General features: G+C 69.7%; 15 protein-coding genes and 2 tRNA genes. 3 read left to right on the top strand and 14 right to left on the bottom strand.

Annotated elements, in window-relative coordinates; all coding sequences use genetic code 11:
- Positions 1-71: 71 nt before the first annotated feature.
- The 5 genes from OG252_RS32855 to OG252_RS32835 form a co-directional block, all read right to left on the bottom strand.
- Entirely contained in the window at positions 72-1,091 is a 1,020-nt protein-coding gene (locus tag OG252_RS32855; RefSeq protein WP_004931372.1) for a rod shape-determining protein, read from the bottom strand.
- A 266-nt stretch (positions 1,092-1,357) separates the two neighbouring features.
- A complete protein-coding gene (gene ndk, locus OG252_RS32850; RefSeq protein ID WP_266439546.1) occupies positions 1,358-1,771 on the bottom strand; it encodes a nucleoside-diphosphate kinase in 414 nt (137 codons plus the stop codon).
- Between the two features lie 66 nt (positions 1,772-1,837).
- Positions 1,838-2,194 (bottom strand): DUF4233 domain-containing protein, encoded by a 357-nt coding sequence (locus tag OG252_RS32845; protein ID WP_307674843.1) that lies wholly within the window; start codon positions 2,192-2,194, stop codon positions 1,838-1,840.
- Between the two features lie 8 nt (positions 2,195-2,202).
- Complete coding sequence (gene folC / locus OG252_RS32840; protein ID WP_329345236.1) at positions 2,203-3,657, bottom strand: bifunctional tetrahydrofolate synthase/dihydrofolate synthase; 1,455 nt, start codon at positions 3,655-3,657, stop codon at positions 2,203-2,205.
- 235 nt (positions 3,658-3,892) lie between these two features.
- The gene (locus OG252_RS32835; RefSeq protein WP_329340621.1) at positions 3,893-6,517 is read right to left on the bottom strand and encodes a valine--tRNA ligase; all 2,625 of its coding nucleotides are present in this window, start codon (positions 6,515-6,517) and stop codon (positions 3,893-3,895) included.
- Positions 6,518-6,653: 136 nt separating this feature from the next.
- Between OG252_RS32835 and OG252_RS32830 the strand changes: the two genes are divergently transcribed.
- On the top strand, positions 6,654-7,664 hold the full coding sequence (locus OG252_RS32830) for a hypothetical protein (protein ID WP_329340619.1): 1,011 nt from the start codon (positions 6,654-6,656) through the stop codon (positions 7,662-7,664).
- 91 nt (positions 7,665-7,755) lie between these two features.
- On the opposite strand, the gene clpX is transcribed toward OG252_RS32830, so the two are convergent.
- The 5 genes from clpX to OG252_RS32805 form a co-directional block, all read right to left on the bottom strand.
- Positions 7,756-9,042, bottom strand: a complete 1,287-nt coding sequence (clpX, locus tag OG252_RS32825; protein WP_217239967.1) for an ATP-dependent Clp protease ATP-binding subunit ClpX — start codon at positions 9,040-9,042, stop codon at positions 7,756-7,758.
- A 184-nt stretch (positions 9,043-9,226) separates the two neighbouring features.
- Positions 9,227-9,907: an ATP-dependent Clp protease proteolytic subunit gene (locus OG252_RS32820; protein WP_323186068.1), complete on the bottom strand. Its 681-nt coding sequence runs from the start codon at positions 9,905-9,907 to the stop codon at positions 9,227-9,229.
- 51 nt (positions 9,908-9,958) lie between these two features.
- The gene (locus tag OG252_RS32815) at positions 9,959-10,564 is read right to left on the bottom strand and encodes an ATP-dependent Clp protease proteolytic subunit (RefSeq protein WP_266448498.1); all 606 of its coding nucleotides are present in this window, start codon (positions 10,562-10,564) and stop codon (positions 9,959-9,961) included.
- 360 nt (positions 10,565-10,924) lie between these two features.
- Positions 10,925-12,322 carry a trigger factor gene (gene tig / locus OG252_RS32810; protein WP_329340616.1) on the bottom strand — a complete coding sequence of 466 codons (1,398 nt, stop codon included), beginning with the start codon at positions 12,320-12,322 and terminating at the stop codon, positions 10,925-10,927.
- A gap of 203 nt (positions 12,323-12,525) precedes the next feature.
- Positions 12,526-12,602, bottom strand: a tRNA-Pro gene (locus OG252_RS32805).
- A 163-nt stretch (positions 12,603-12,765) separates the two neighbouring features.
- Here OG252_RS32805 and OG252_RS32800 point away from each other — a divergent pair.
- Positions 12,766-12,839: transfer RNA gene (locus OG252_RS32800), tRNA-Gly, on the top strand.
- Between the two features lie 122 nt (positions 12,840-12,961).
- Here OG252_RS32800 and OG252_RS32795 read toward each other — a convergent pair.
- Positions 12,962-13,156, bottom strand: coding sequence for a hypothetical protein (locus OG252_RS32795; RefSeq protein WP_030044846.1), 195 nt, complete (start codon positions 13,154-13,156; stop codon positions 12,962-12,964).
- Between the two features lie 615 nt (positions 13,157-13,771).
- Between OG252_RS32795 and OG252_RS32790 the strand changes: the two genes are divergently transcribed.
- Complete coding sequence (locus tag OG252_RS32790) at positions 13,772-14,926, top strand: acyltransferase family protein (protein ID WP_425587720.1); 1,155 nt, start codon at positions 13,772-13,774, stop codon at positions 14,924-14,926.
- A gap of 75 nt (positions 14,927-15,001) precedes the next feature.
- On the opposite strand, the gene OG252_RS32785 is transcribed toward OG252_RS32790, so the two are convergent.
- From OG252_RS32785 to OG252_RS32775, 3 genes are read right to left on the bottom strand one after another with little or no spacing between them, the layout of a single operon-like run.
- The gene (locus tag OG252_RS32785) at positions 15,002-16,432 is read right to left on the bottom strand and encodes a DUF6177 family protein (RefSeq protein WP_329340614.1); all 1,431 of its coding nucleotides are present in this window, start codon (positions 16,430-16,432) and stop codon (positions 15,002-15,004) included.
- A 4-nt stretch (positions 16,433-16,436) separates the two neighbouring features.
- Positions 16,437-20,411 (bottom strand): type VII secretion protein EccCa, encoded by a 3,975-nt coding sequence (gene eccCa, locus OG252_RS32780; RefSeq protein WP_329340612.1) that lies wholly within the window; start codon positions 20,409-20,411, stop codon positions 16,437-16,439.
- Between the two features lie 48 nt (positions 20,412-20,459).
- Entirely contained in the window at positions 20,460-21,830 is a 1,371-nt protein-coding gene (locus OG252_RS32775; RefSeq protein ID WP_266439532.1) for a MinD/ParA family ATP-binding protein, read from the bottom strand.
- Between the last annotated feature and the right edge of the window lie 48 nt (positions 21,831-21,878).

Genomic DNA, 21,878 nt, shown 5'->3' with positions numbered 1-21,878 from the left:
CTTATGCCTCTATATCAACGATCCGCCGTACGAGAGGAGATCATCTCGTACGGCGGAATCGAAGAGTTGCTTCATCTGCGCGGCTGGGCGTCCAGCACCTGCTGCAACGCCTCGAACTCCTCGACGCACTTTCCGGAACCGAGCGCCACGCTGTCCAGCGGGTCCTCGGCGATGTGGATCGGCATGCCGGTCTCGCGCCGCAGCCGCTCGTCCAGGCCGCGCAGCAGCGCGCCGCCACCGGTCAGAACGATTCCGCGGTCCATGATGTCGCCGGACAGCTCCGGCGGGCACTTGTCCAGGGTCGTCTTCACGGCGTCCACAATGGCGTTGACGGGCTCCTCGATCGCCTTGCGCACTTCGGCGGCCGAGATGACGACGGTCTTGGGCAGCCCGGAGACGAGATCCCGGCCGCGGATTTCGGTGTGCTCGTCAGCGTCGAGGTCGTACGCCGAACCGATCGTGATCTTGATCTGCTCGGCCGTCCGCTCACCCAGCAGGAGCGAGTACTCCTTCTTGATGTGCTGGATGATCGCGTTGTCCAGTTCGTCGCCCGCGACCCGGATGGACTGGGCGGTGACGATGCCGCCGAGGGAGATGACCGCGACCTCCGTGGTGCCGCCGCCGATGTCCACCACCATGTTGCCCGTGGCCTCGTGGACCGGCAGGCCGGAACCGATGGCGGCCGCCATGGGCTCCTCGATGATGTGCACCTGACGGGCGCCGGCCTGGGACGACGCCTCGATGACGGCGCGGCGCTCGACGCCCGTGATGCCCGACGGCACACAGACGACGACCCGCGGACGAGCCAGATACCGCCGCTTGTGGATCTTCAGGATGAAGTAGCGCAGCATCCGCTCGGTGATCTCGAAGTCGGCGATCACGCCGTCCTTCAGCGGACGCACGGCAACGATGTTGCCGGGCGTGCGCCCGATCATCTTCTTCGCTTCGGCGCCGACCGCGAGGATGCCACCGGTGTTGGTGTTGATCGCGACGACGGACGGCTCGTTGAGTACGATCCCGCGACCCCTGACGTACACCAGCGTGTTGGCGGTCCCGAGGTCGACAGCCATGTCACGGCCGATGAACGACATTGAGTTCCCCATCAGGATTCGACTGGCCTTCCCCATAGCTTTTGAGGGCTTTTCAGGTCGGCGGAGCGGGTGCGGTGACGTGAAGGCTTCCATCGTAGACGCGCCTTCGCGAACACTGCGTGAGGGTCTCCGCCATTGTCAGCAGATGCTGTGCGGGTTCGCTTCTGGAGACGGGCGTTCGGGGGCACTCGTTCCCTCGATCGCCACGCATATGCCAAAAGTCTGGGGACGAAAGCCCCCAGACTCTCACTCGGCCGTGTCGGACGCTACGCGCGACCGGGGAAGAAGATCTTCACCTCGCGCTCGGCGGACTCCTCGGAGTCGGAGGCGTGGATGAGATTCTCGCGCACGATCACGCCGTAGTCACCGCGGATGGAGCCGGGGGCCGCGGCGATCGGGTCCGTCGGACCGGCCAGCTGGCGCACGCCCTCGATGACCCGATCGCCCTCGACGATCAGTGCCACGACCGGGCCGGACGCCATGAACTCCACCAGCGGCTCGTAGAAGGGCTTGCCCTTGTGCTCGCCGTAGTGCTGTTCCAGCGTGTCCTGGTCCAGGGTGCGCAGTTCCAGCGCGGTGATCTGCCAGCCGGCCTTGCGCTCGATACGGCTGATGATCTCGCCGGTCAGGCCACGACGGACGGCGTCGGGCTTGAGGAGGACGAGGGTGCGCTGGCTCACGACGGGGCTCCTTCGGATCAAGGATTGTGCGGGATGCTGAGGTTACAGGGCGTGTCCGGCCCCTTGTTACGCAGCGTCAGGTGTAGAGGAGCCGGCCTGCGCGGCGAATCTCGCCTTCGCCTCGTCGATCTTCCGTCCGTAGTGCACGGACGCCCACCACAGGGCCGCGAAGATCGCGCCCAGGAAGAACATCGTCGGCACGACGACACCGGAGGCGATCAGGGCGATCTGCAGGGCCCAGCCGAGGGCGACGCCGCCGGGGCGGGTGACCATGCCGCACAGCAGCAGGCACAGGAACATGGCGATGCCGCTGACCGTCCACACCGTGGTCATGGACAGGTCGGGGTCCTTCATCGCGACCAGCGCGGCGAAGCCGATGATGAAGACCTCGCCGATCAGGGTCGAAGCACAGAGCGTACGCATGCGGAGTATCAGCCCTTCCCCAGCAGCAGCCGGGCCTCGCCGACGGTGATGACGGATCCGGTGACGAGCACACCGCCGCCCGCGAACTCGCCCTCCTCCTCGGCCAGCGTGATCGCGGCCTCCAGGGCGTCCGGCAGCCGCGGCTCGACCTGCACCCGCTCGTCGCCGAACACCTCGACGGCGATCGCGGCGAGCTCGTCGGCGTCCATCGCGCGGTGGCTGGAGTTCTGCGTGACGACGACCTCGGCGAAGATCGGCTCGAAGGCCTCCAGCAGCCCCCGCACGTTCTTGTCCCCGCTGGCCCCGACGATCCCGATCAGCCGGCTGAAGTCGAAGGCCTCCCCGACCGCCTCGGCGGTGGCGCGGGCGCCGGCCGGATTGTGCGCCGCGTCCAGGACGACGGTCGGCGACCGCCGTACGACCTCCATCCGGCCCGGCGAGGCCACCGCCGCGAAGGCCTTGCGGACCGTGTCGATGTCGAGCGGCTCGGGCCGCTGCGAGCCGACGCCGAAGAACGCCTCGACGGCGGCGAGGGCGACGGCCGCGTTGTGCGCCTGGTACGGGCCGTGGAGGGGGAGGTACACCTCGGTGTACTCGCCGCCCAGCCCGCGCAGGGTGAGCAACTGCCCGCCGACGGCGACCTGCCGCGCCACCACCCCGAACTCGAGCCCCTCGCGGGCCACGGTCGCGTCGACCTCGACGGCCTTCTTCAGCAGCACCTGCGCCGCGTCCACCGGCTGCTGCGCCAGGATGACCGTCGCGTCCTGCTTGACGATGCCGGCCTTCTCGGTGGCGATCGCCCCGGCGGTCTCGCCGAGCCGGTCGGTGTGGTCGAGGTCGATGGGGGTGACGACGGCGACGTCCCCGTCGATGACGTTGGTGGCGTCCCAGGACCCGCCCATGCCGACCTCGACGACGGCGACGTCCACGGGAGCGTCGGCGAAGGCGGCGTACGCCATCCCCGTGAGCACCTCGAAGAACGACAGCCGGTACTCCTGCTGGGAGTCGACCATCTCGACGTACGGCTTGATGTCCTCGTACGTCTCCACGAACCGCTCGGCGGAGATCGGCGCGCCGTCCAGGCTGATGCGCTCGGTGATCGACTGCACGTGGGGGCTCGTGTACCGGCCGGTGCGCAGGTCGAAGGCGCCGAGGAGGGCCTCGATCATGCGGGCGGTGGAGGTCTTGCCGTTGGTGCCGGTGATGTGGATGGAGGGGTACGACCGCTGCGGCTCGCCCAGTACGTCCATCAGCGCGGCGATCCGGCTGACGGAGGGCTCCAGCTTGGTCTCGCCCCAGCGGGTGGCGAGCTCCGTCTCGACCTCCCTCAGGGCCTTGTCGACCTCGGGGTCCGCCGGGCGCGTCGGCACGTCGGCCTGCGGCGAACCGCCCTGCGTGCGCAGGGTACGGCTGCCGGCCTCGATCACCGCGAGATCGGGGTCCCGTTCGGTCTCGGCCGCCATGATCTCGTCGAAGTCGCTGCTGTCGTGCGGGGGCTGCGGCTGCTCACTCACGGGGCCAGTCTACGGAGGCCGGGGGGTGGGTGCGGGCCGGCGGGGGTGCCTGCCCCTGGGGGCTCCGCCCCCAGACCCCCGACCTATGCCCACCCACCACCCGACTCGGTCGGACAAGAGGTGACCCTGGCCTGGGGGCTGCGCCCCCAGACCCCGCCGCCGTCACACTCGCGCGGCGGCGCACCTACGCCTGCGGCAACCGGTCCAGCTGCGCGGCGATCCGCGCGATGTCCGCGTCCGCCTTCGTCAACCGTGTCCGGATCTTCTCCACGACCTGGTCCGGAGCCTTCGCCAGGAACGCCTCGTTGCCGAGCTTCGCGTTCGCCTGGGCCTTCTCCTTCTCCGCGGCGGCGAGGTCCTTGGCCAGCCGCTTCCGCTCGGCCGCGATGTCGATCGTGCCGGACAGGTCGAGGGCCACCTCGGCCCCGCCGACCGGCAGGGTCGCCGTGGCGGTGAAGGCGTCGCCCTCCGGCTGGAGCCGCAGCAGCTGGCGGATGGCCGCCTCGTGCGGGGCGAGCGTCGTGCCGTCCAGCGACAGGCGGGCCGGGACGCGCTGCCCCGGCTGCAGGCCCTGGTCGGCACGGAAGCGGCGGACCTCCGTGATGACGGACTGGAGGGTCGCGATCTCCTTCTCCGCTCCCGGGTCGCGGAAGCCGCTGTCCGAGGGCCACTCGGCGATGACGAGCGACTCACCACCGGTCAGCGTGGTCCACAGCGTCTCCGTGACGAACGGGACGACCGGGTGGAGGAGGCGCAGCGTGACGTCCAGGACCTCACCGAGGACGCGCTTGCTGACCTCCGCCGCCGAACCGCCGGCGGCGAACGTGGTCTTGGACAGCTCGACGTACCAGTCGAACACCTCGTCCCACGCGAAGTGGAACAGCGCGTCGGAGAGCTTCGCGAACTGGTAGTCCTCGTAGAACGCGTCGACCTCGGCGACAACGGAGTTGAGCCGGGACAGGATCCACCGATCGGTCGCCGACATCGCCGACGGCTCCGGCAGCGGGCCGTCCACCGTCGCGCCGTTCATCAGCGCGAAGCGCGTCGCGTTCCAGATCTTGTTGGCGAAGTTGCGGGAACCCTGGACCCAGTCCTCGCCGATCGGAACGTCGACACCGGGGTTGGCGCCACGGGCGAGGGTGAACCGGAGCGCGTCGCTGCCGTACTTGTCCATCCAGTCCAGCGGGTTGACGACGTTCCCGAAGGACTTCGACATCTTCTTGCCGTTCTGGTCACGGACCATGCCGTGCAGGGCGATGGTGTGGAACGGCGGGGTGCCGTCCATCGCGTAGAGGCCGAACATCATCATCCGGGCGACCCAGAAGAAGAGGATGTCGTAGCCGGTGACCAGGACGGAGTTCGGGTAGAACTTCGCGAGGCTGTCGGTCTGTTCGGGCCAGCCGAGCGTGGAGAAGGGCCACAGGCCGGAGGAGAACCAGGTGTCGAGGACGTCGGTGTCCTGACGCCAGCCCTCACCGGTCGGAGCCTCGTCGTCGGGGCCGACGCAGACGACTTCGCCGTCCGGGCCGTACCAGACCGGGATCCGGTGTCCCCACCACAACTGGCGTGAAATACACCAGTCGTGGAGGTTGTCGACCCAGTCGAAGTACCGCTTCTCCATCTCCTGCGGATGGATCTTGACGCGCCCGTCCCGGACGGCGTCACCGGCGGCCTTGGCGAGCGGACCGACCTTGACCCACCACTGCATGGACAGCCGCGGCTCGATGGTCGTCTTGCAGCGCGAGCAGTGGCCGACCGAGTGGACGTACGGCCGCTTCTCGGCGACGATCCGGCCCTCGGCGCGCAGCGCGGCGACGATGGCCGAGCGGGCCTCCAGCCGGTCCTGGCCCTGGAAGGGGCCGTGGGCGGTGATGACCGCGTGCTCGTCCATGATCGTGATGGCCGGCAGGTCGTGGCGCTGGCCGATCTCGAAGTCGTTCGGGTCGTGGGCCGGGGTGACCTTGACGGCACCCGTGCCGAACTCGGGGTCGACGTGCTCGTCGGCGACGACCGGGATGGAACGGTCGGTCAGCGGCAGCCTGATGAGCTTGCCGACCAGGTGCTTGTACCGCTCGTCCTCGGGGTGGACGGCGACCGCCGTGTCACCGAGCATCGTCTCGGCACGGGTCGTGGCGACGACGATCGTCTCGTCCCCGTCGCCGTACTTCATGGAGACGAGCTCGCCGTCGTCGTCCTGGTACTCGACCTCGATGTCCGAGATGGCCGTCAGACAGCGCGGACACCAGTTGATGATGCGCTCGGCGCGGTAGATCAGCTCTTCGTCGTAGAGCCGCTTGAAGATGGTCTGGACGGCCTGGGACAGGCCCTCGTCCATGGTGAACCGCTCACGCGACCAGGCGACGCCGTCTCCCAGGCGCCGCATCTGTCCGCTGATCTGCCCGCCGGACTCGGCCTTCCACTGCCAGACCCGCTCGACGAAGGCCTCCCGGCCCAGGTCGTGCCGGGACTTGCCCTCCTTGCCCAGCTCGCGCTCGACGACGTTCTGCGTGGCGATACCGGCGTGGTCCATGCCGGGCTGCCACAGCGTCTCGTAGCCCTGCATCCGCTTGCGGCGCGTCAGGGTGTCGATGAGCGTGTGCTCGAAGGCGTGCCCCAGGTGGAGCGAGCCCGTGACGTTCGGCGGCGGGATGACGACGGTGTACGGAGGCTTGTCGCTCTTCGCGTCCGCCTCGAAGTAACCCCGCTCCACCCAGCGCTCGTACAGCGGCCCCTCTACATCGGCCGGCGCGTACTGGGTCGGCAGTTCGGTGTCGGGCGCGGGTGGCTGCTGCTGAGCGTTCTCGGTCACGGGCTCAGTTTAGGGGTGTCACCGCGCAGTCCCGAAACGCGATTCTTGTGTAACGGTGGGGCCCCCGCTGCCTTACGTGGCCTGTGACTGCGCCAGGATGTCAGGAACACATAAGCATCTGGAGGGGAACCCAGAAATGAGTCACAACCAGCCGGGCCCGTACGGCGGTCAGCCCCAGCAGCCTGGACCGTACGGTCAGCAGGGTGCCTACGGCCAGCCGGGTCCCTACGGCCAGCCGCCGCAGGCTCCGCCCGCCCAGCCCGGCTACGGGTACCCTCAGCAGACTCCGCCCGCCCAGCCGGGCTACGGCCAGCCGCCGCAGCCCCCGCAGGGCGTCCCGCCCCAGCAGCAGCCGTACGGCCAGCAGGCCCCCTACGGCCAGCAGCAGGCGCCGTACGGTCAGCAGCCGCCCTACGGCCAGGCGCCGTACGGGGTTCCGCAGCCGCCGGCCGCCGGGGGCGGCAAGAAGAAGACGGGCATCATCATCGGCGCGGTGGCCGTCGTGGCCGCCATAGGCGTGGGCGCGTACTTCGTCATCGGCGGCGGCGGGGGCGGCCTGGAGGACGACGGCGCGCACAAGCTGGACACTCCGGCGACCGTGGCGAGCGAGTACAAGCGGGTCGGCGACGGCGGCGAGAGCAGCGACTCGAAGACCACCCAGTACCTCGAGTCCAGCGGCATGAAGGACGGCAAGGCCGTCGTCGTGCAGTACTCGACGGCCGACTTCAGCGGCTACGACCCGAACGACCCGAGCACCTTGCCGCCCCAGTCCGAGCTGCTGGTCGCCAAGGGCGTCACGGTCGTGGGCGGTTACGGCAAGATCGCGGACCCCGAGAAGGCCCTGGACACGTACTTCGCCGCCATCACGAAGCAGATCGTGGACAGCTCCGCCAGCTCCTCCGGCAGCGGCGCCGAGCTGATCGGCCAGCCCGAGGAGGCCGACCTCGACGGGGCGCTCATGAAGTGCCAGTCGGCGAAGAGCACCAACAGCCTCACCAAGAAGGAGTCGACCGACTGGTTCTGCGTCTGGTCCGACTACAGCACGATCGCCATGGTCTCTCCCGGTGACAACACCAAGAGCACCACCAAGGACGTCGCGATCGACCTGACGGAGAAGATCCGCGGGGAGATCCGCGTCAAGGCCTGACGCCGAGGCTCGACTGCGCAGCCAAGGACTCAACTACGAAGGGGCCCCGGTCTGTTGACCGGGGCCCCTTCGGGTACGTGCGTCTGTGTCGCTACGCCGTCTTCTGCTCGCCCGGTCCCCGGCCGCGCGCGTCCCGCGGGATCAGCGTCGGGTTCACGTTCGAGTGGACGACGTCGGCCGTGATGACGACCCTCGCCACGTCCTTGCGGGAGGGGATCTCGTACATCACGCCCTGGAGGACTTCCTCCATGATGGCGCGCAGGCCGCGGGCGCCGGTCTGGCGCAGGATGGCCTGGTCGGCGATGGCCTCCAGGGCCTCGCGCTCGAAGTCCAGCTCCACACCGTCGAGTTCGAAGAGGCGCTCGTACTGCTTGACGAGCGCGTTGCGCGGCTCGACCAGGATCTGGAGGAGCGCCTCGCGGTCGAGGTTGTGGACCGAGGTGATGACCGGGAGCCGGCCGATGAACTCGGGGATCATGCCGAACTTGACCAGGTCCTCGGGCATGACGGACTCGAACTGGTCCTTGGCCTCCAGCTCGCGCTTGGAGCGGATCGTCGCGCCGAAGCCGATGCCCTTGGCGCCGGCCCTCGACTCGATGAGCTTCTCCAGGCCCGCGAAGGCGCCGCCCACGATGAACAGCACGTTCGTCGTGTCGATCTGGATGAACTCCTGGTGGGGGTGCTTGCGGCCGCCCTGGGGCGGGACCGAGGCGGTGGTGCCCTCCAGGATCTTCAGCAGGGCCTGCTGCACGCCCTCGCCGCTGACATCGCGGGTGATCGACGGGTTTTCGCTCTTACGGGCGACCTTGTCGATCTCGTCGATGTAGATGATCCCGGTCTCGGCCTTCTTGACGTCGTAGTCGGCCGCCTGGATCAACTTGAGCAGGATGTTCTCGACGTCCTCGCCGACGTAGCCGGCCTCCGTCAGCGCTGTCGCGTCGGCGATGGCGAACGGGACGTTCAGCATGCGGGCCAGGGTCTGGGCGAGGAGGGTCTTGCCGGAGCCCGTGGGGCCCAGCAGGAGGATGTTGGACTTCGCCAACTCGATGGCGTCGTCGCGGCCTTGGGCGCCGCCGTTCTCGCCGGCCTGGACCCGCTTGTAGTGGTTGTACACCGCGACCGAGAGGGCTTTCTTGGCCGGTTCCTGGCCGACGACGTACCCCTCGAGGAACTCGTAGATCTCGCGGGGTTTGGGGAGCTCCTCCCAGCGGACCTCGCTGGTCTCGGCCAGCTCCTCCTCGATGATCTCGTTGCAGAGATCGATGCACTCGTCGCAGATGTATACACCGGGACCTGCGATGAGCTTCTTGACCTGCTTCTGGCTCTTGCCGCAGAACGAGCACTTGAGCAGATCGCCGCCGTCACCGATGCGTGCCACGGTGTGCTTCCCCTTCGCCTGGGAGACGCCTAGGTCCAGCGGCTCCTGGTGCTGCCTTATGTCCGACGGTACCTTGCCGGGCCCCTCGTTCGGGCCCCCCTTGGCACGGTTCACTTTGACGTGCACGTTGTCGTGCACCGTCCTGAACCGTGCCAAGGAGCGGCAGACGATACAGCGTCCGCCGTCAGCGCACGCTCGCGTTGTTCATCTTCCGGGTGGAGATGATCTGGTCGATCAGGCCGTAGGACAGGGCGTCCTCGGCCGTGAGGATCTTGTCGCGCTCGATGTCCTCGCGGATCTTCTCGATCGGCGTGGTGGAGTGCTTGGCCAGCAGGTCTTCCAGCTGGGCACGCATCCGGAGGATCTCGTTCGCGGCGATCTCCAGGTCGGACACCTGGCCGCGGCCGGTCTCGCTGTAGGGCTGGTGGATCAGCACCCGGGCGTTCGGGAGCGCCATGCGCTTGCCCGGCGTACCGGCGGCCAGCAGGATGGCGGCGGCCGAGGCGGCCTGGCCCATGCAGACCGTCTGGACGTCGGGCTTCACGAACTGCATGGTGTCGTAGATCGCAGTCAGCGCCGTGAAGGAACCGCCGGGGCTGTTGATGTAGACCGAGATGTCCCGGTCGGGGTCCATCGACTCCAGGCACAGCAGCTGCGCCATGACGTCGTTGGCGGAGGCGTCGTCGATCTGGACACCGAGGAAGATCACGCGCTCTTCGAAGAGCTTCGCGTACGGGTCGTACTCGCGGATGCCCTGCGAGGTGCGCTCGACGAAGCGCGGGATCACGTACCGGGACTCGGCCACGGGCACCGTGCTCTCGGCGCGTGCGCGGTCGTACAGGCCGCTGCCGGGGAAGTCGTTCACTGTCTCTCTCCTAGGGGCTGTGGCGGTCGGCTGGGGGCTTGCAGGAGGGCCTCAGGCCCCGGTGCCGCCGCCGCCCGGCATGTTGGCGGCCGTGGTGATGACCTCGTCGATGAGGCCGTAGTCCCTGGCCTCGTCGGCGTCGAACCAGCGGTCCCGGTCGGAGTCGCGGGTGATCTGCTCCATGGTCTGACCGGTGTGGAAGGCCGTCAGCTCGGCCATGCGCCGCTTGGTGTGCAGCAGCCGCTCGGCGTGGATCTTGATGTCCGACGCCGAGCCGGCGAGGCCCGCGGACGGCTGGTGGATCAGGATCTCGGCGTTCGGCAGCGCGAAGCGCTTGCCGGGCGTGCCCGCGCTGAGCAGGAACTGGCCCATGGAGGCGGCGAGGCCCATGGCGATGGTCACCACGTCGTTCTTGATGTACTGCATGGTGTCGTAGATCGCCATGCCGGCCGTGATCGAGCCGCCGGGGCTGTTGATGTAGAGGTAGATGTCCTTGTCGGGGTCAGCGGCAAGGAGCAGGAGCTGTGCGGTGATCTTGTTGGCGATGTCGTCGTCGACCGCCTGGCCGAGGAAGATGATCCGCTCGCCGAGCAGCCGGTTGTAGACCTGGTCACCGAGGCCACCACCGATGGAGGGGTCGCCGGCGGCGGAGGGCATCAGATTCGTCACGTATCCACCTGCTCGTCTTACGACGGCGCCGGGCCGTCTCACGTTTCCCTGCGGGGCGGGAGCCGATTCGGGGACTCCCCTGCCCTCGTATTCATGGACCCTAACGCGCTGGTCCCTCCGGAGAATCCCGGAGAAGAGACTGTTCGCTGTCAGCGCATGTCGCTCCGCTGGGTGGGGCGGGTTCCTCGCCGTGGGGCCACTGGGCTGTGGGCGGGTGCGGGTCCGCTGTGGCTCGTCGCGCAGTTCCCCGCGCCCCTTTGCGGCGATGCCCAGCCGTATGCCGACAGGCCCCGAGGGGCGTGATGCCCCCCGGGGCCTGTCGTACGAGCGTCAGCGGTGCCGTGGGTGTCAGCCCTCGGTCTTCTCGGTCTCGGCCTCGGTGGTGGTCTCGGCCTCCGCCTCGGGCGTCTCGGTGGTGGCCTCGTCGGCCTCCTCCTCGTCGTCCAGGTCGATGACCTCGCCGTTGGTGTCCTTGACCGTGGCCTTCTCGACCACGACGGCCAGGGCCTTGCCGCGGGCGACCTCGCCGACGAGGAGCGGAACCTGGCCGCCCTCGACGACCGCCTGGGCGAACTGGTCGGGGGACATGTTGGAGGAGGCCGCGCGCCGCATGAGGTGCTCGGTGAGCTCCTCCTGGTTGACGTTGAGCTTCTCCTGCTTGACGAGCTCGTCGAGGACGAACTGGGTCTTGATGCCCTTGACCGCGGCTTCCTTGGTCTCGGCGTCGAACTCCTCGGCCGTCTTGCCCTGGATCTCGAGGTACTTCTCGAGGTCGAGACCCATCTGGCCGAGCTGGTGGTGCTCGAGGTTGTGCTTGCGGGTGTTGATCTCGTCCTCGAGCAGCTTCTCGGGGACCGGGACCTCGACCAGCTCGAGCAGCTTCTCCAGGACGCGCTCCTGGGCCTGCGTGGCCTGGTCGTACTGCTTCATGTTCTCGAGACGCTTGCGGCTGTCGGCCTTGAGCTCTTCGAGGGTGTCGAACTCGGAGGCGAGCTGCGCGAAGTCGTCGTCCAGCTCGGGCAGTTCGCGGGCCGCGACCTGGGTGACCTTGACGGTGACCTCGGCCGCCTGGCCGGCCGCCGAGCCGCCCTTGAGCTCGGAGGTGAAGGTGGCCTCGCCACCGGCCTCCAGGCCCTTCACGGCGTCGTCGATGCCTTCCAGCAGCTCGCCGGAGCCGATGGTGTAGGAGACGCCGCTGGCGACGCCGTCCTCGAGGATCTCGCCGTCGACCTTGGCCTCGAGGTCGATGGTGACGACGTCGCCGTCCTCGGCGGCGCGCTCGACGGGGGACGTCGAGGCGAAGCGCTCGCGGAGCTGCTCGACCGACTTGTCGATGTCCTCGTCGGTGACCTCGACGGCGTCGACCTCGACCTCGATGCCGGAGAAGTCCGGGATCTCGATGGCCGGGCGGACGTCGACCTCAGCGGTGAAGTTCAGCGTCTCGCCGTCCTTCAGCTCGGTGATGTCGACCTCGGGCTGGCCGAGGACGTCGATCTCCGCCTCGTTGACCGCCTCGGTGTAGAACTTCGGAAGCGCGTCGTTGACCGCCTCCTCCAGGACCGCACCGCGGCCGAACCGCTGGTCGATGACGCGGGCCGGGATCTTGCCCTTGCGGAAGCCCTTCACCGTGACCTGCTGGTTGATCTTCTTGTACGCCGCGTCGAGGCTGTCCTTGAGCTCCTCGAAGGGCACCTCAATGCTGAGCCGAACCCGAGTCGGGTTCAGGGTCTCCACGGCGCTCTTCACGGTTCGGTCTCCTTGGGGGCTGACTTCTTGGTTTCTGCCGGAGCCAGACCGGCCCCGGCGGATTCGCCGCCCGGAGGACTTCAGAGGAGAGAGACACACGGGCGTGCAGCTTGCATAGTAACGGCAGCGGCGACACGCCCCAAAGGCGATCACGTCAGGCGGTCACGCGAGGTGACCGCGCGGTGACCGGGTTGGCCGGTACATGGTCGGGGTGGCGGGATTTGAACCCACGGCCTTCCGCTCCCAAAGCGGACGCGCTACCAAGCTGCGCCACACCCCGTCTGGTGCGACACGTAGGCTACATGCCCGCAGGCAGCGGGGCCGCCGCATTTCACGAGCGGACCGCGACGCCGGGGCGGACGGAAACGCGGTGTGCGACGAACGGGGACGACCCGCTACGATGCCTTCAGTGCCGCGGTCACCTGACCTGCGGCGCGTGCTGTGCGGGCGTAGCTCAATGGTAGAGCACTAGTCTTCCAAACTAGCTACGCGGGTTCGATTCCCGTCGCCCGCTCCAACAGGCCTCCGGCCCGGTCCTTCGAGGATCGGGCCGGAGGTCTTTGCGCTGTCCGGGGGGTGTCGCCGGGAGTGTCGTTCGAGGTCTGCGGCGGTCGGGCGGCGGCGGACCGGCGGGCGCGGCTAGAACTGGATCGAGTTGATGGTCTCCGCTATCGAGTTCAGAAACCGCTGGATGTCGTCGGCCATGCCGGTCGAGGCGAGGAAGAAGCCGAAGAGCACCGCGACGACGGCTGGGCCGGCCTTCAGGGAACCTCCCCGGATCAACACCACCAGGATGATCGCCAACAGCAGCACCACTGACAGAGAAATGGCCACAACTGATCACACCCTTGGTCGGTCCGCTCTCCCGGCCCGGGGACGCGACCCCGCGCACCCCCGCCAGAACCATCGTGCCACCAAAGAGGCCCGCATATGCGGCGCGTGACTGAACGTTGGCTACTTCCGTGCCCGCGGCCGACCGCGGCCGGGCGTGCGGGCGGACCGACTCGGCCTGTCCGCACAGTAATTCGACCGTGCACCCACACAGGGAATTCAACGAGTTCGTTTCCGTGTCCACACAACGTGTTCGCAGGTAATTCGAATTGACGCCACAAGCGCGCCAACAGCCCTGCCAGGCAGGCCCTCAAAGGCGTCTTATGCCCTGTTTAGTCAGGATGAATTATGACAAGGAGGGCCCATGTGGTGCACACCGTTGAACCCCGGACAGTGTGTTGGTCATCACGTGGACGACGAGGTCAACTCCCGGAAAACGGGGGTACTCGCAGCAATTAACCAGGAATGACGTGGAGGGTTTTACGAATACCCACAGCCGAGGCTAGGGTGCCTCAGATGTTCCACGCCGCCTCGTCCCCCGCAAGCGCAGCGAGGTCACTGCGCCCGCACGGCCAGAACCGCGCGCCACTCCCCCCGGCACACCCGTCGACGGACGGAGTGCCGAGTCCGCGTTCGCCGCAGAACACCCGAGCCGCCGCGGGCGGCAAGGCCGCCCCGTCCGGCGACAAACCCGGCAAACAGCGCGACGCGTTCTTCGACAACGCCAAGTTCCTGGCGATCGTGCTGGTGGCGATCGGCCACTCCTGGGAGCCGATCAAGGGCGACAGCCGGATCCTGGAGGGCCTGTACACGTTCGTGTACGCCTTCCACATGCCAGCGTTCATCATCATCTCCGGCTTCTTCTCCCGCAGTTTCGACATGCGCGCCGACCGGCTGCAGCGGCTGGTCACCGGCGTCGTCGTGCCGTACGTCCTCTTCGAGACCGCCTACACCCTCTTCAACCGCTACGTCGGCGGCGAGCCGGACCAGGCGATCAGCCTGCTGGATCCCTGGTATCTGACCTGGTTCCTGATCGCGTTGTTCGTCTGGCGGCTGACCACGCCGATCTGGAAGCTGGTGCGGTGGCCGCTGCCGCTGGCGCTCGGCATCGCCATGCTGGCGTCCGTCACCCCGGAGATCGGCAACGACCTGGACCTCCAGCGGGTGCTGCAGTTCCTGCCGTTCTTCGTGCTCGGCCTGCTGATGAAGCCCGAGCACTTCCGGCTGGTGCGGCGGCGCTCGATGCGGATCCTGTCGGTGCCGGTGTTCGCCTGTGCGGTGGTCGTCGCCTGGTGGTCGGTGCCGCGCATGAACACGGGGTGGTTCTACCACCGTGACTCCGCACAGCAGTTGGGCGCGCCGTGGTGGACCGGACCGGTCATGGTCCTCGCCCTGTTCGGCTGCTCGCTGCTGCTGACCGCCTTCTTCTTCTCCTGGGTGCCGGGCCGCACGATGTGGTTCACCTCGCTCGGCGCGGGCACGCTGTTCGGCTATCTGCTGCACGGCTTCCTGGTCAAGGGCGGCGACTACGGGGGCTGGTTCGACCACGCCTGGCTGCACCGGCCGCTCGGCGAGATCTTCGTGAGCGTCTGCGCGGGCGTCGCCGTCACGCTGCTGTGCACCGCGCCGGTGCGCCGCGTCTTCCGGTTCGCGATGGAGCCGACGATGGACTGGGCCTTCAAGCGGGACGCCGCCGAGGTGGCCCGCGGCCGCGCGCAGCGCGAGCAGACCCCCGTACGGGAGAAGGAGAAGGAGAAGGTCTCGGCCGGCTGAGACTGAGACTGAGACGACGAACGACCGGGTCCCCGACTGCTGAGCAGCGGGGACCCGGTCGTTCCGCGGGGTGCTCTAGCTGCCCTTCAGATGCCTCATCAGGCGCTCGAAGTCCTGCCAGCCGGACAGGTCCGACGGGTCGCCCGGCAGCGGGTAGTACAGGGCCGGGCGGGTCTTCGGGCCCAGTTCGCGCGGGGACTCGGCGAGGGGCGTGCGGCGGGCGCGGTCGCCGGGCAGCTGACGGACCTCCTCGGCGCCCAGGACGAACGCGAACGGCACGCCGGGGCCCTCGAAGTGCGGCGGGACGGACAGGTCCCGTCGGGCGCGGCGGATCTGGACCAGCATGGACTGCAGGTCGTGCCGGGTGGCGAGGGCCTCGGCCGCGGCCTGGACGGCGTCCGTCGGCGGCTGCTCGCCGGGGCCGTAGCCGAACGCCATGGTGACGTCCTCCTCCACACCGCCCTTGGTGCGGGTGATGCGGACGGTCGCGATACCCGGGCGCTCCGGGGTGCCGACAACGACCAGCCAGGTCGGCGCGGGCGAGCGTTCGTGCGCCACGTCGGTCAACTGCCGCAGGGACCACGGGAGGTTGGCGGGTTCCTCGGTGCCCCAGCCGGCCGGTGGTTCACCGGTGATCTCCCGCCATACGGCTTCCACGGCGCCGCCGAGGACGAGGCGGTCGTCGGCCGGGTGGACGGTGCGGAAGGAGATGGCCAGCTGGCGTTCGCCGGTGTCGCCCTTGGCGGCGAGGCCCTCCTTGAAGGTGGCGGCGACCGGGGTGCGCGGGTCCTCCCGGGTCGCGTCCGGGGGCACGACGGTGGCGAAGAGGCCGTTGTTCCACTCCAGGACGGCTCCGGACAGGCCGTCGTAGTAGCCGTCCCGCTCGTCCTGCACCACCCAGCGCGAGGGCCAGCCCGGCAGGCTGCCGCGGACCGCCGGGGAGAGGCGGGTGCCGGCGGGGGTGACGATCTGGAGGCCGAGCTCGGCGTTCGCGGCGGCTCGGAAGGCGTCCGAGAGCCAGGCGGTCATCGCGACCACCGGGCGGTCCTGGATGATGACCGCGACCTTGTCGGTGAGGACGTCCACGGCGGGCTGGGCGGCGGCCGGGACCGGCGCCGCGCTCATCCCCTCCGTGTTGACCACGGCCAGCGACCAGGCGACCTCGGGCGGCCAGGCGGTGCCGCCGACCAGGGTGGCGAGCCGGGCGGCGAAGGTGCCGGCGAGCTGCTCGGCCTCCTTGACGCCGGTGGTGGCGCGGGCCTCGGTCCACCAGTACGGCACCTCGGGCGCACTCGCTCCGAGCAGCCGCTCGGCCTCGCCCCTGACCTGCACCAGCAGCGGCGCCTCCACGGAGACCAGCGGGCGGCCCTGCTGGTCGCAGAGCTGCACCACCGCGCCCTCTCCCTCGGTGCCCACCAGCTGGTCCGGGCCTCCGGAGAGGAGCCCGGCGATCACGCTCAGCGGATCGGGCATCTTCTTCGTCAGGGTGACGACGTCCTTCGTCATGGATTCACCTGGTCCCCGTGTAGACGGTCTGGATCAGCCGGCTCGGCTGTCCCCTGCGGACCAGCACCCCGCGGCCGGGCGGCTGCGCGCTGGCGTACACGCCGGGGAAGAGCTGGCCCTCGCTGCGGTCGCCCGACATCACCAGCGCCGAGGAACCGGACTCGCGCAGGCCCTGCAGCATCGGCTCGTACAGGCCGCGGGAGGCGCCCGCGACCCGTCGGGTGAGGATGAAGTGCAGGCCGATGTCGACGGCCGAGGGGATGTACGGCACGAAGGGCGCGAGCGGCTGCTGGCCTGCGGTGCTGAGGACGTCGTAGTCGTCGACGAGGATCACGATCCGGGGGCCGGAGAAGCTGCCCGGCTCCAGGTCCTCGCTGTCCGCGCTCTCGTCGGGCAGCCGCTTCTCCAGTTCGCCGGCGATGCCCGCGGCGAGGCCGGCGGCGAGCTTGGCGTTGTAGGCGTAGCCGCCCCGGTACTCCTCGGGGATGGCTCCGCGCAGGCCGCGCCGAGGGTCGAAGACGCCGAAGACGAGTTCGTCGTCGCCGTAGCGCTCGATCAGGCCCTGGCTGATCGCCCTGAGCAGGTTGGTCTTGCCGCACTCGCTGTCGCCCATGATCATCAGGTGCTGGTCGTGCTCGAACAGGTCGAGCAGGACGGGGGCCAGCTGGGTCTGGTCGAGGCCGATCGGAACCCGTCGCGGCTCGGTCTGCGGGCCGGGCAGCAGCTCGGGCTCCAGGACGTGCGGCAGTACGCGCACCGGCTGGGCGACCTCGCCGGTCCAGGTGGCGCGGAGCTGGCGGGCGGTGCGCTCCAGGACCGCGCCGAGGTCGGCGGTGTCGGCGAGGCCGTCGGTGCGGGGCAGGGCGACCTGGGCGAAGAGCTTGCCGTCGGTGAGGACGCGGCCCTTCTCCTCCGGGGAGAGGGTCTGGGCGAGCTTGCGCTCGATGCTGGACTCGCTCGGGTCGTTCAGGCGCAGCTCGACGCGGGTGCCGAACTGCGACTGGGTGGCGATGCGCACGTCGTTCCAGCGGAGCATGCCGGCGACGACGTGGATGCCGTAGCCGCCGCCGCGCTTGAGGATGTCGATGACGGCGTCGTCGAGGTTCTCGAAGTCGTCGCGCAGGGCGCCGAAGCCGTCGATGAGCAGCACGATCTCGGTGGAGGCCAGCTCGGGCACCTGGCCGGCCGCGCGCAGGGTGCGCAGTTGCTCCAGCGAGTCGATGTTGTGGATGCGGAAGAGCTCCTCACGCTGGTCGAGCATGGCGCGTACGGAGTCGATGGTGCGGGCGGCGCGCTCGCGGTCGGCGCGGCCGGCGACTCCGCCGACGTGCGGCAGCCCGGACAGGGCCTGGAGGCCGCCGCCGACCAGGTCGAGGCCGTAGATGCCGACTTCCTGCGGGGTGTGCGTCAGGGCCAGCGAGAGGGCCAGGGAGCGCAGCAGGGTGGTCTTGCCGGACTGCGGGCCGCCGATGACCGCCGCGTGGCCGCCGGACAGCGTGAGGTCCAGGTACCACTGGCCCTGCTGCTGCTTGGTCGGGTCGTCGATGATGCCGAGCGGCACCTGGAGGGGGCCGCGTCGCTTGGCGAGCTGCATGCCGCGGGCGCCCACTTCGACGGGCCCCGCGACCTTGTCGAGGGGGACGGCGGCGGGCAGCGGCGGCAGCCAGATCTGGCGTACCGGGCGGGCTCCGGCGTTCTCCAACTGGTCGATGAGCACGCCGAGTTGGGTGGGGCCGGTCTCCCGGCGCCGCATCTTCGGCTCCTCGGGCGCGCTGCTCCCGTCCTCGCCGAGGGTGTTGTACGCCTCGTACTTCAGGGCCAGCGGACCGGTGTCCTCCTCGTCGCGCTGCACGGGGCCGCTGTAGGCGCCGGAGACATAGCTGGCCTTGAACCGCTCGTAGTGGCTGGTGTCGACCTTGAGGTAGCCGAAACCGGGCAGCGGGGGCAGGTGGAAGGCGTCCGTGGTGTCCAGGACCGTACGGGACTCGTCGGCGGAGAAGGTGCGCAGGCCGAGCCGGTACGACAGGTAGGTGTCCAGGCCCTTGAGCTTGCCGCCCTCGATGCGCTGGCTGGACAGCAGCAGGTGGACGCCGATGGAGCGGCCGATGCGGCCGATGGACAGGAACAGGTCGATGAAGTCCGGCTTGGCGGTGAGGAGTTCGCCGAACTCGTCGATCACTACGAACAGGTGCGGCAGCGGGTCCAGGTCGGGGCGCTTCTCGGCGCGCAGGGCGGCGTAGTGGCCGATGTCGGCGACGTTGCCCGCGTTCTTGAGGACCTGCTGGCGGCGCTTGACCTCGCCGGCGAGCGAGGCGTGGACGCGTTCGACCAGGCCGGCCTGGTTCTCCAGGTTGGTGATGACGCCGGCGACGTGCGGGAGGTCCGCGAAGGGGGCGAAGGTGGCGCCGCCCTTGTAGTCGACGAGGACGAGGGAGAGGTCCTCCGGCGGGTGGGTGGCGACCAGGGCGAGGACCAGGGTGCGCAGCAGCTCCGACTTGCCGGAGCCGGTGGCGCCGACACACAGTCCGTGCGGGCCCATGCCCAGCTCGGAGGACTCCTTCAGGTCGAGGAGTACGGGCTCGTGGGAGTCGCTGATGCCGATGGGCACGCGCAGGAAGGCGCGTTCGCCGCGCGGCGCCCACATCTGGTTCAGGTCGAGGCCGGCGACGTCGTCGATGCCGAGCAGTTCGGCGAAGTCGACCGGGCCGGTGAGCGGGGCGTCGACCATCGACTCGGCGGACAGCCTGAGCGGGGCGAGCATCCGGGCGAGGCCCTCGGCGAAGGGGATGCCGATCTCGTCGACGGTGCCGTGGGCGCTGATCGGCTCCGGCATGCGCAGGTCCTCGATGACGACCCGCTCGCCGTCGACGGTGATGCGCACGCCCACGCTGCCGGGCTCCTGGATCCGCTGGTCCAGAAGGTGCAGGACGGTGACGCTCATGTCGCGCAGGCCGACCGCGTCGTCGGGGCGCGGCAGGTCGACGGCGTCCTCGCCGTGCCCGTCGGCGACGACCAGCAGCCGGGAGGTCATGCCGAGGGCGTCCTTGCCGGACAGGCCGCGGCGCACCTCGGCCGCGTAGGAGGCGCGGCGGCGCAGCTCGGGGCCGATCTGGCGGGCCAGTTGGGGCAGTGAGGGCGCGATGCGGCGGGCGGAGACGGGGCCGTCGAACTGCTCGCTGTCGAGCAGGTGCGGCAGCCACTTGGCCCACTCCCAGTCGGCGATGCGGTCGCCGGGGGCGGCGAGCGCCATGGCCACGTCGTCGGGCGCGTGGGTGGCGGCGGCCTGCACGATCAGCGCGCGGGCGACGCGGAGGGTGTCCTCGCGGCTGCCGATGACGGTGATGTTGCCGACCCGGTCGAGCGGGACGGTGAGCGGGAGTTCGGTGCCGATGCTGAAGCGGGACACCAGCGCGGACGCCTCGTTCAGCATGAACTGGTCGGGCGGGGTCAGCACATTGGACGTCTGCTGGCCCACCTTCAGATCGCGCACGGGCATCTCGCCGGTGCCGACCCGGACCCGCAGGAAGTCGGCGTCCGTCCGGCGCCGCTCCCACAGCCGGGCGGGGTCGCGCACGATGTCGTACAGCGCGTCCGGCGGCGGGTTGAGCACCCCCGTGCTCTCGCGCCGTTCCCGCTCCTCCTTGGACAGCTCCTCGCGCGTGTCCTCCAGGTAGGAGAGGTAGGCCTCGCGCTGGGTGCGGCGGGTGCGCTGGGCCTTCCCGCGCTGGGAGAAGAGCAGGACCATCGAGCCGACGATCGTGACGACGAGGATGATCGCGCCCAGCCCGGCGAACTGGCTGTTGCGCACGACGGTCATCATCACGACCGACGACATCACGCCGGCGACGGGCAGCAGCGAGGTCGCGATCGAACCCGACTTGCCGTCGGGCAGGTTGGGCGGCGCCTCTATGGTGCGCGACTCCGGGGAGGCCGGGGGCCGGGTGGTGCGGGCCGGCCGGTGGATCAGTCGGGTGCTCATCGTCCTTGTCCTCGGTTGTCCGCAGGTTCCCTTCGTGCAGGGGACGGTTCAGCGGCTCTTCTGGGAGAGCTGGAAGACCTCCGCGGCCAGTCGCGTGGCGGCCTCCCGGGTGTCGCGCGCGAGCAGGTCGGTGCGGATGGTGCCGCCGGCCGCCAGATGCCGGTCGTACGGGAGGATCCGCACGCTCGCCCCGGTCGTCTTCAGCTGCTCGGCGGCCTTCTCGACGTCGACGCCGGTGTGCGGGACGGTCTCGGTGAGCACGACGACGGTCGAGGTGGTGATGTCCCGGGGCAGCCCGCGCATCCACTGCAGGACGGCGTGCGTGCTGGCGACGCCCTCCAGCGTGGCGGGCACGGTGAGGATGCGGGCCTGGGCGGCGGAGAGCGCGGTGCGGGCGACCTCGGCGGGCATCGTCTCGCAGTCGACGACGGTCACCCCGAAGTAGCGGCGCAGCGACACCATGACCCGCTCGTAGGCCTTGGTGTCGAGCATGGCCCCGACCTGCCCCTGGCTGCCGGGCAACAGCCAGGCGTTGTCGGGCAGTTGGACCAGGTAGCCGGTGACTTCGAGGAGCGTCATCTGCGGCTGGACGACGTCGGCGAGGTCACCGGTGGTCCAGCGCAGCGTCTCCGCGCCGAGCCTGAGCGGCAGCGAGCCGAGCGCCGGATCGGCCTCGATGACGAGAGTCGGGTCCTGGCGGTAGTGGGCGTACGTGGTGCCGAGCAGGGCGGCGATCGTCGTCTTGCCGGAGCCGCCGCGGATGGAGGTCACCGCGATCTGCCGCCCGGTGGTGACCGGCTGCTGCAGTATCTCGGCGGTGGCGGTGGTCTCGGCGACCTCGCGCGCGGCCGAGGAGGACACGGTACGGCGTACGGCCCGCAGGGCGCGCGCGCTGAACGGTTCCCCGCGGCGCGGCCCACGACCGGCGGCGGCGAGCTTCTTGTCCACGACCGGGCGGGAGTCGGGGGTGGCACGGGGGGAGCGGGCGCGGGGGGCGGGGGCCTGCTGGGGGTGAGCCTGCTGGGGCTGCGGCTGGGAGTACGCCTGCTGCGGTTGCTGCGGCTGGGCGGGGTAGCCCGGCTGCGGATACGCGGCGGCCTGGTCGCCGTGTCCCTGCTGCGGGTAACCGTACGGCTGCTGCGGCTGGGCAGGGGCTGCCTGCTGCGGGTAACCGTACGGCTGCCGCGGCTGGGCGGGGTCGGCCTGTTGCGGATAGGCGTACGCCTGAGGTTGGGCCTGCGGCTGGGGCTGAGCCTGGCCCTGGCCCTGCGGCGGGATGTTCTGCGCGCCCGGCGGTTCTTCCGGCTGCTGGCCCGCCGCCTGCTGTGGCTGCGCGCCCGGTTGTGGGGCACGCTGCTGGGCCGCGCCGCCCTTCAGGTCGCGCAGCACGTCGCTCTGCCAGTTGTCCCCGCTCGGCATGTCGCCCTTCTCTCCTGCTACGCCGCCGCCTCGCCGCCCGCCCGGAGC

It is taken from the genome of Streptomyces sp. NBC_01352, from assembly GCF_036237295.1.
GTDB classification, from domain to species: domain Bacteria; phylum Actinomycetota; class Actinomycetes; order Streptomycetales; family Streptomycetaceae; genus Streptomyces; species Streptomyces plumbiresistens.
This window is presented reverse-complemented; position numbering and strand designations above follow the sequence as displayed.

Bases quoted from the DNA above. Each gene is read 5' to 3' on its own strand.
- eccCa (WP_329340612.1), bottom strand. From the start codon at position 20,411: ATGAGCACCCGACTGATCCACCGGCCGGCCCGCACCACCCGGCCCCCG.
- folC (WP_329345236.1), bottom strand. From the start codon at position 3,657: ATGGCGGCCGAGACCGAACGGGACCCCGATCTCGCGGTGATCGAGGCC.
- OG252_RS32855 (WP_004931372.1), bottom strand. From the start codon at position 1,091: ATGTCGTTCATCGGCCGTGACATGGCTGTCGACCTCGGGACCGCCAAC.
- OG252_RS32830 (WP_329340619.1), top strand. From the start codon at position 6,654: ATGAGTCACAACCAGCCGGGCCCGTACGGCGGTCAGCCCCAGCAGCCT.
- OG252_RS32845 (WP_307674843.1), bottom strand. From the start codon at position 2,194: ATGCGTACGCTCTGTGCTTCGACCCTGATCGGCGAGGTCTTCATCATC.
- OG252_RS32775 (WP_266439532.1), bottom strand. From the start codon at position 21,830: ATGCCGAGCGGGGACAACTGGCAGAGCGACGTGCTGCGCGACCTGAAG.
- OG252_RS32785 (WP_329340614.1), bottom strand. From the start codon at position 16,432: ATGACGAAGGACGTCGTCACCCTGACGAAGAAGATGCCCGATCCGCTG.
- OG252_RS32815 (WP_266448498.1), bottom strand. From the start codon at position 10,564: ATGCCCTCCGCCGCCGGCGACCCCTCCATCGGTGGTGGCCTCGGTGAC.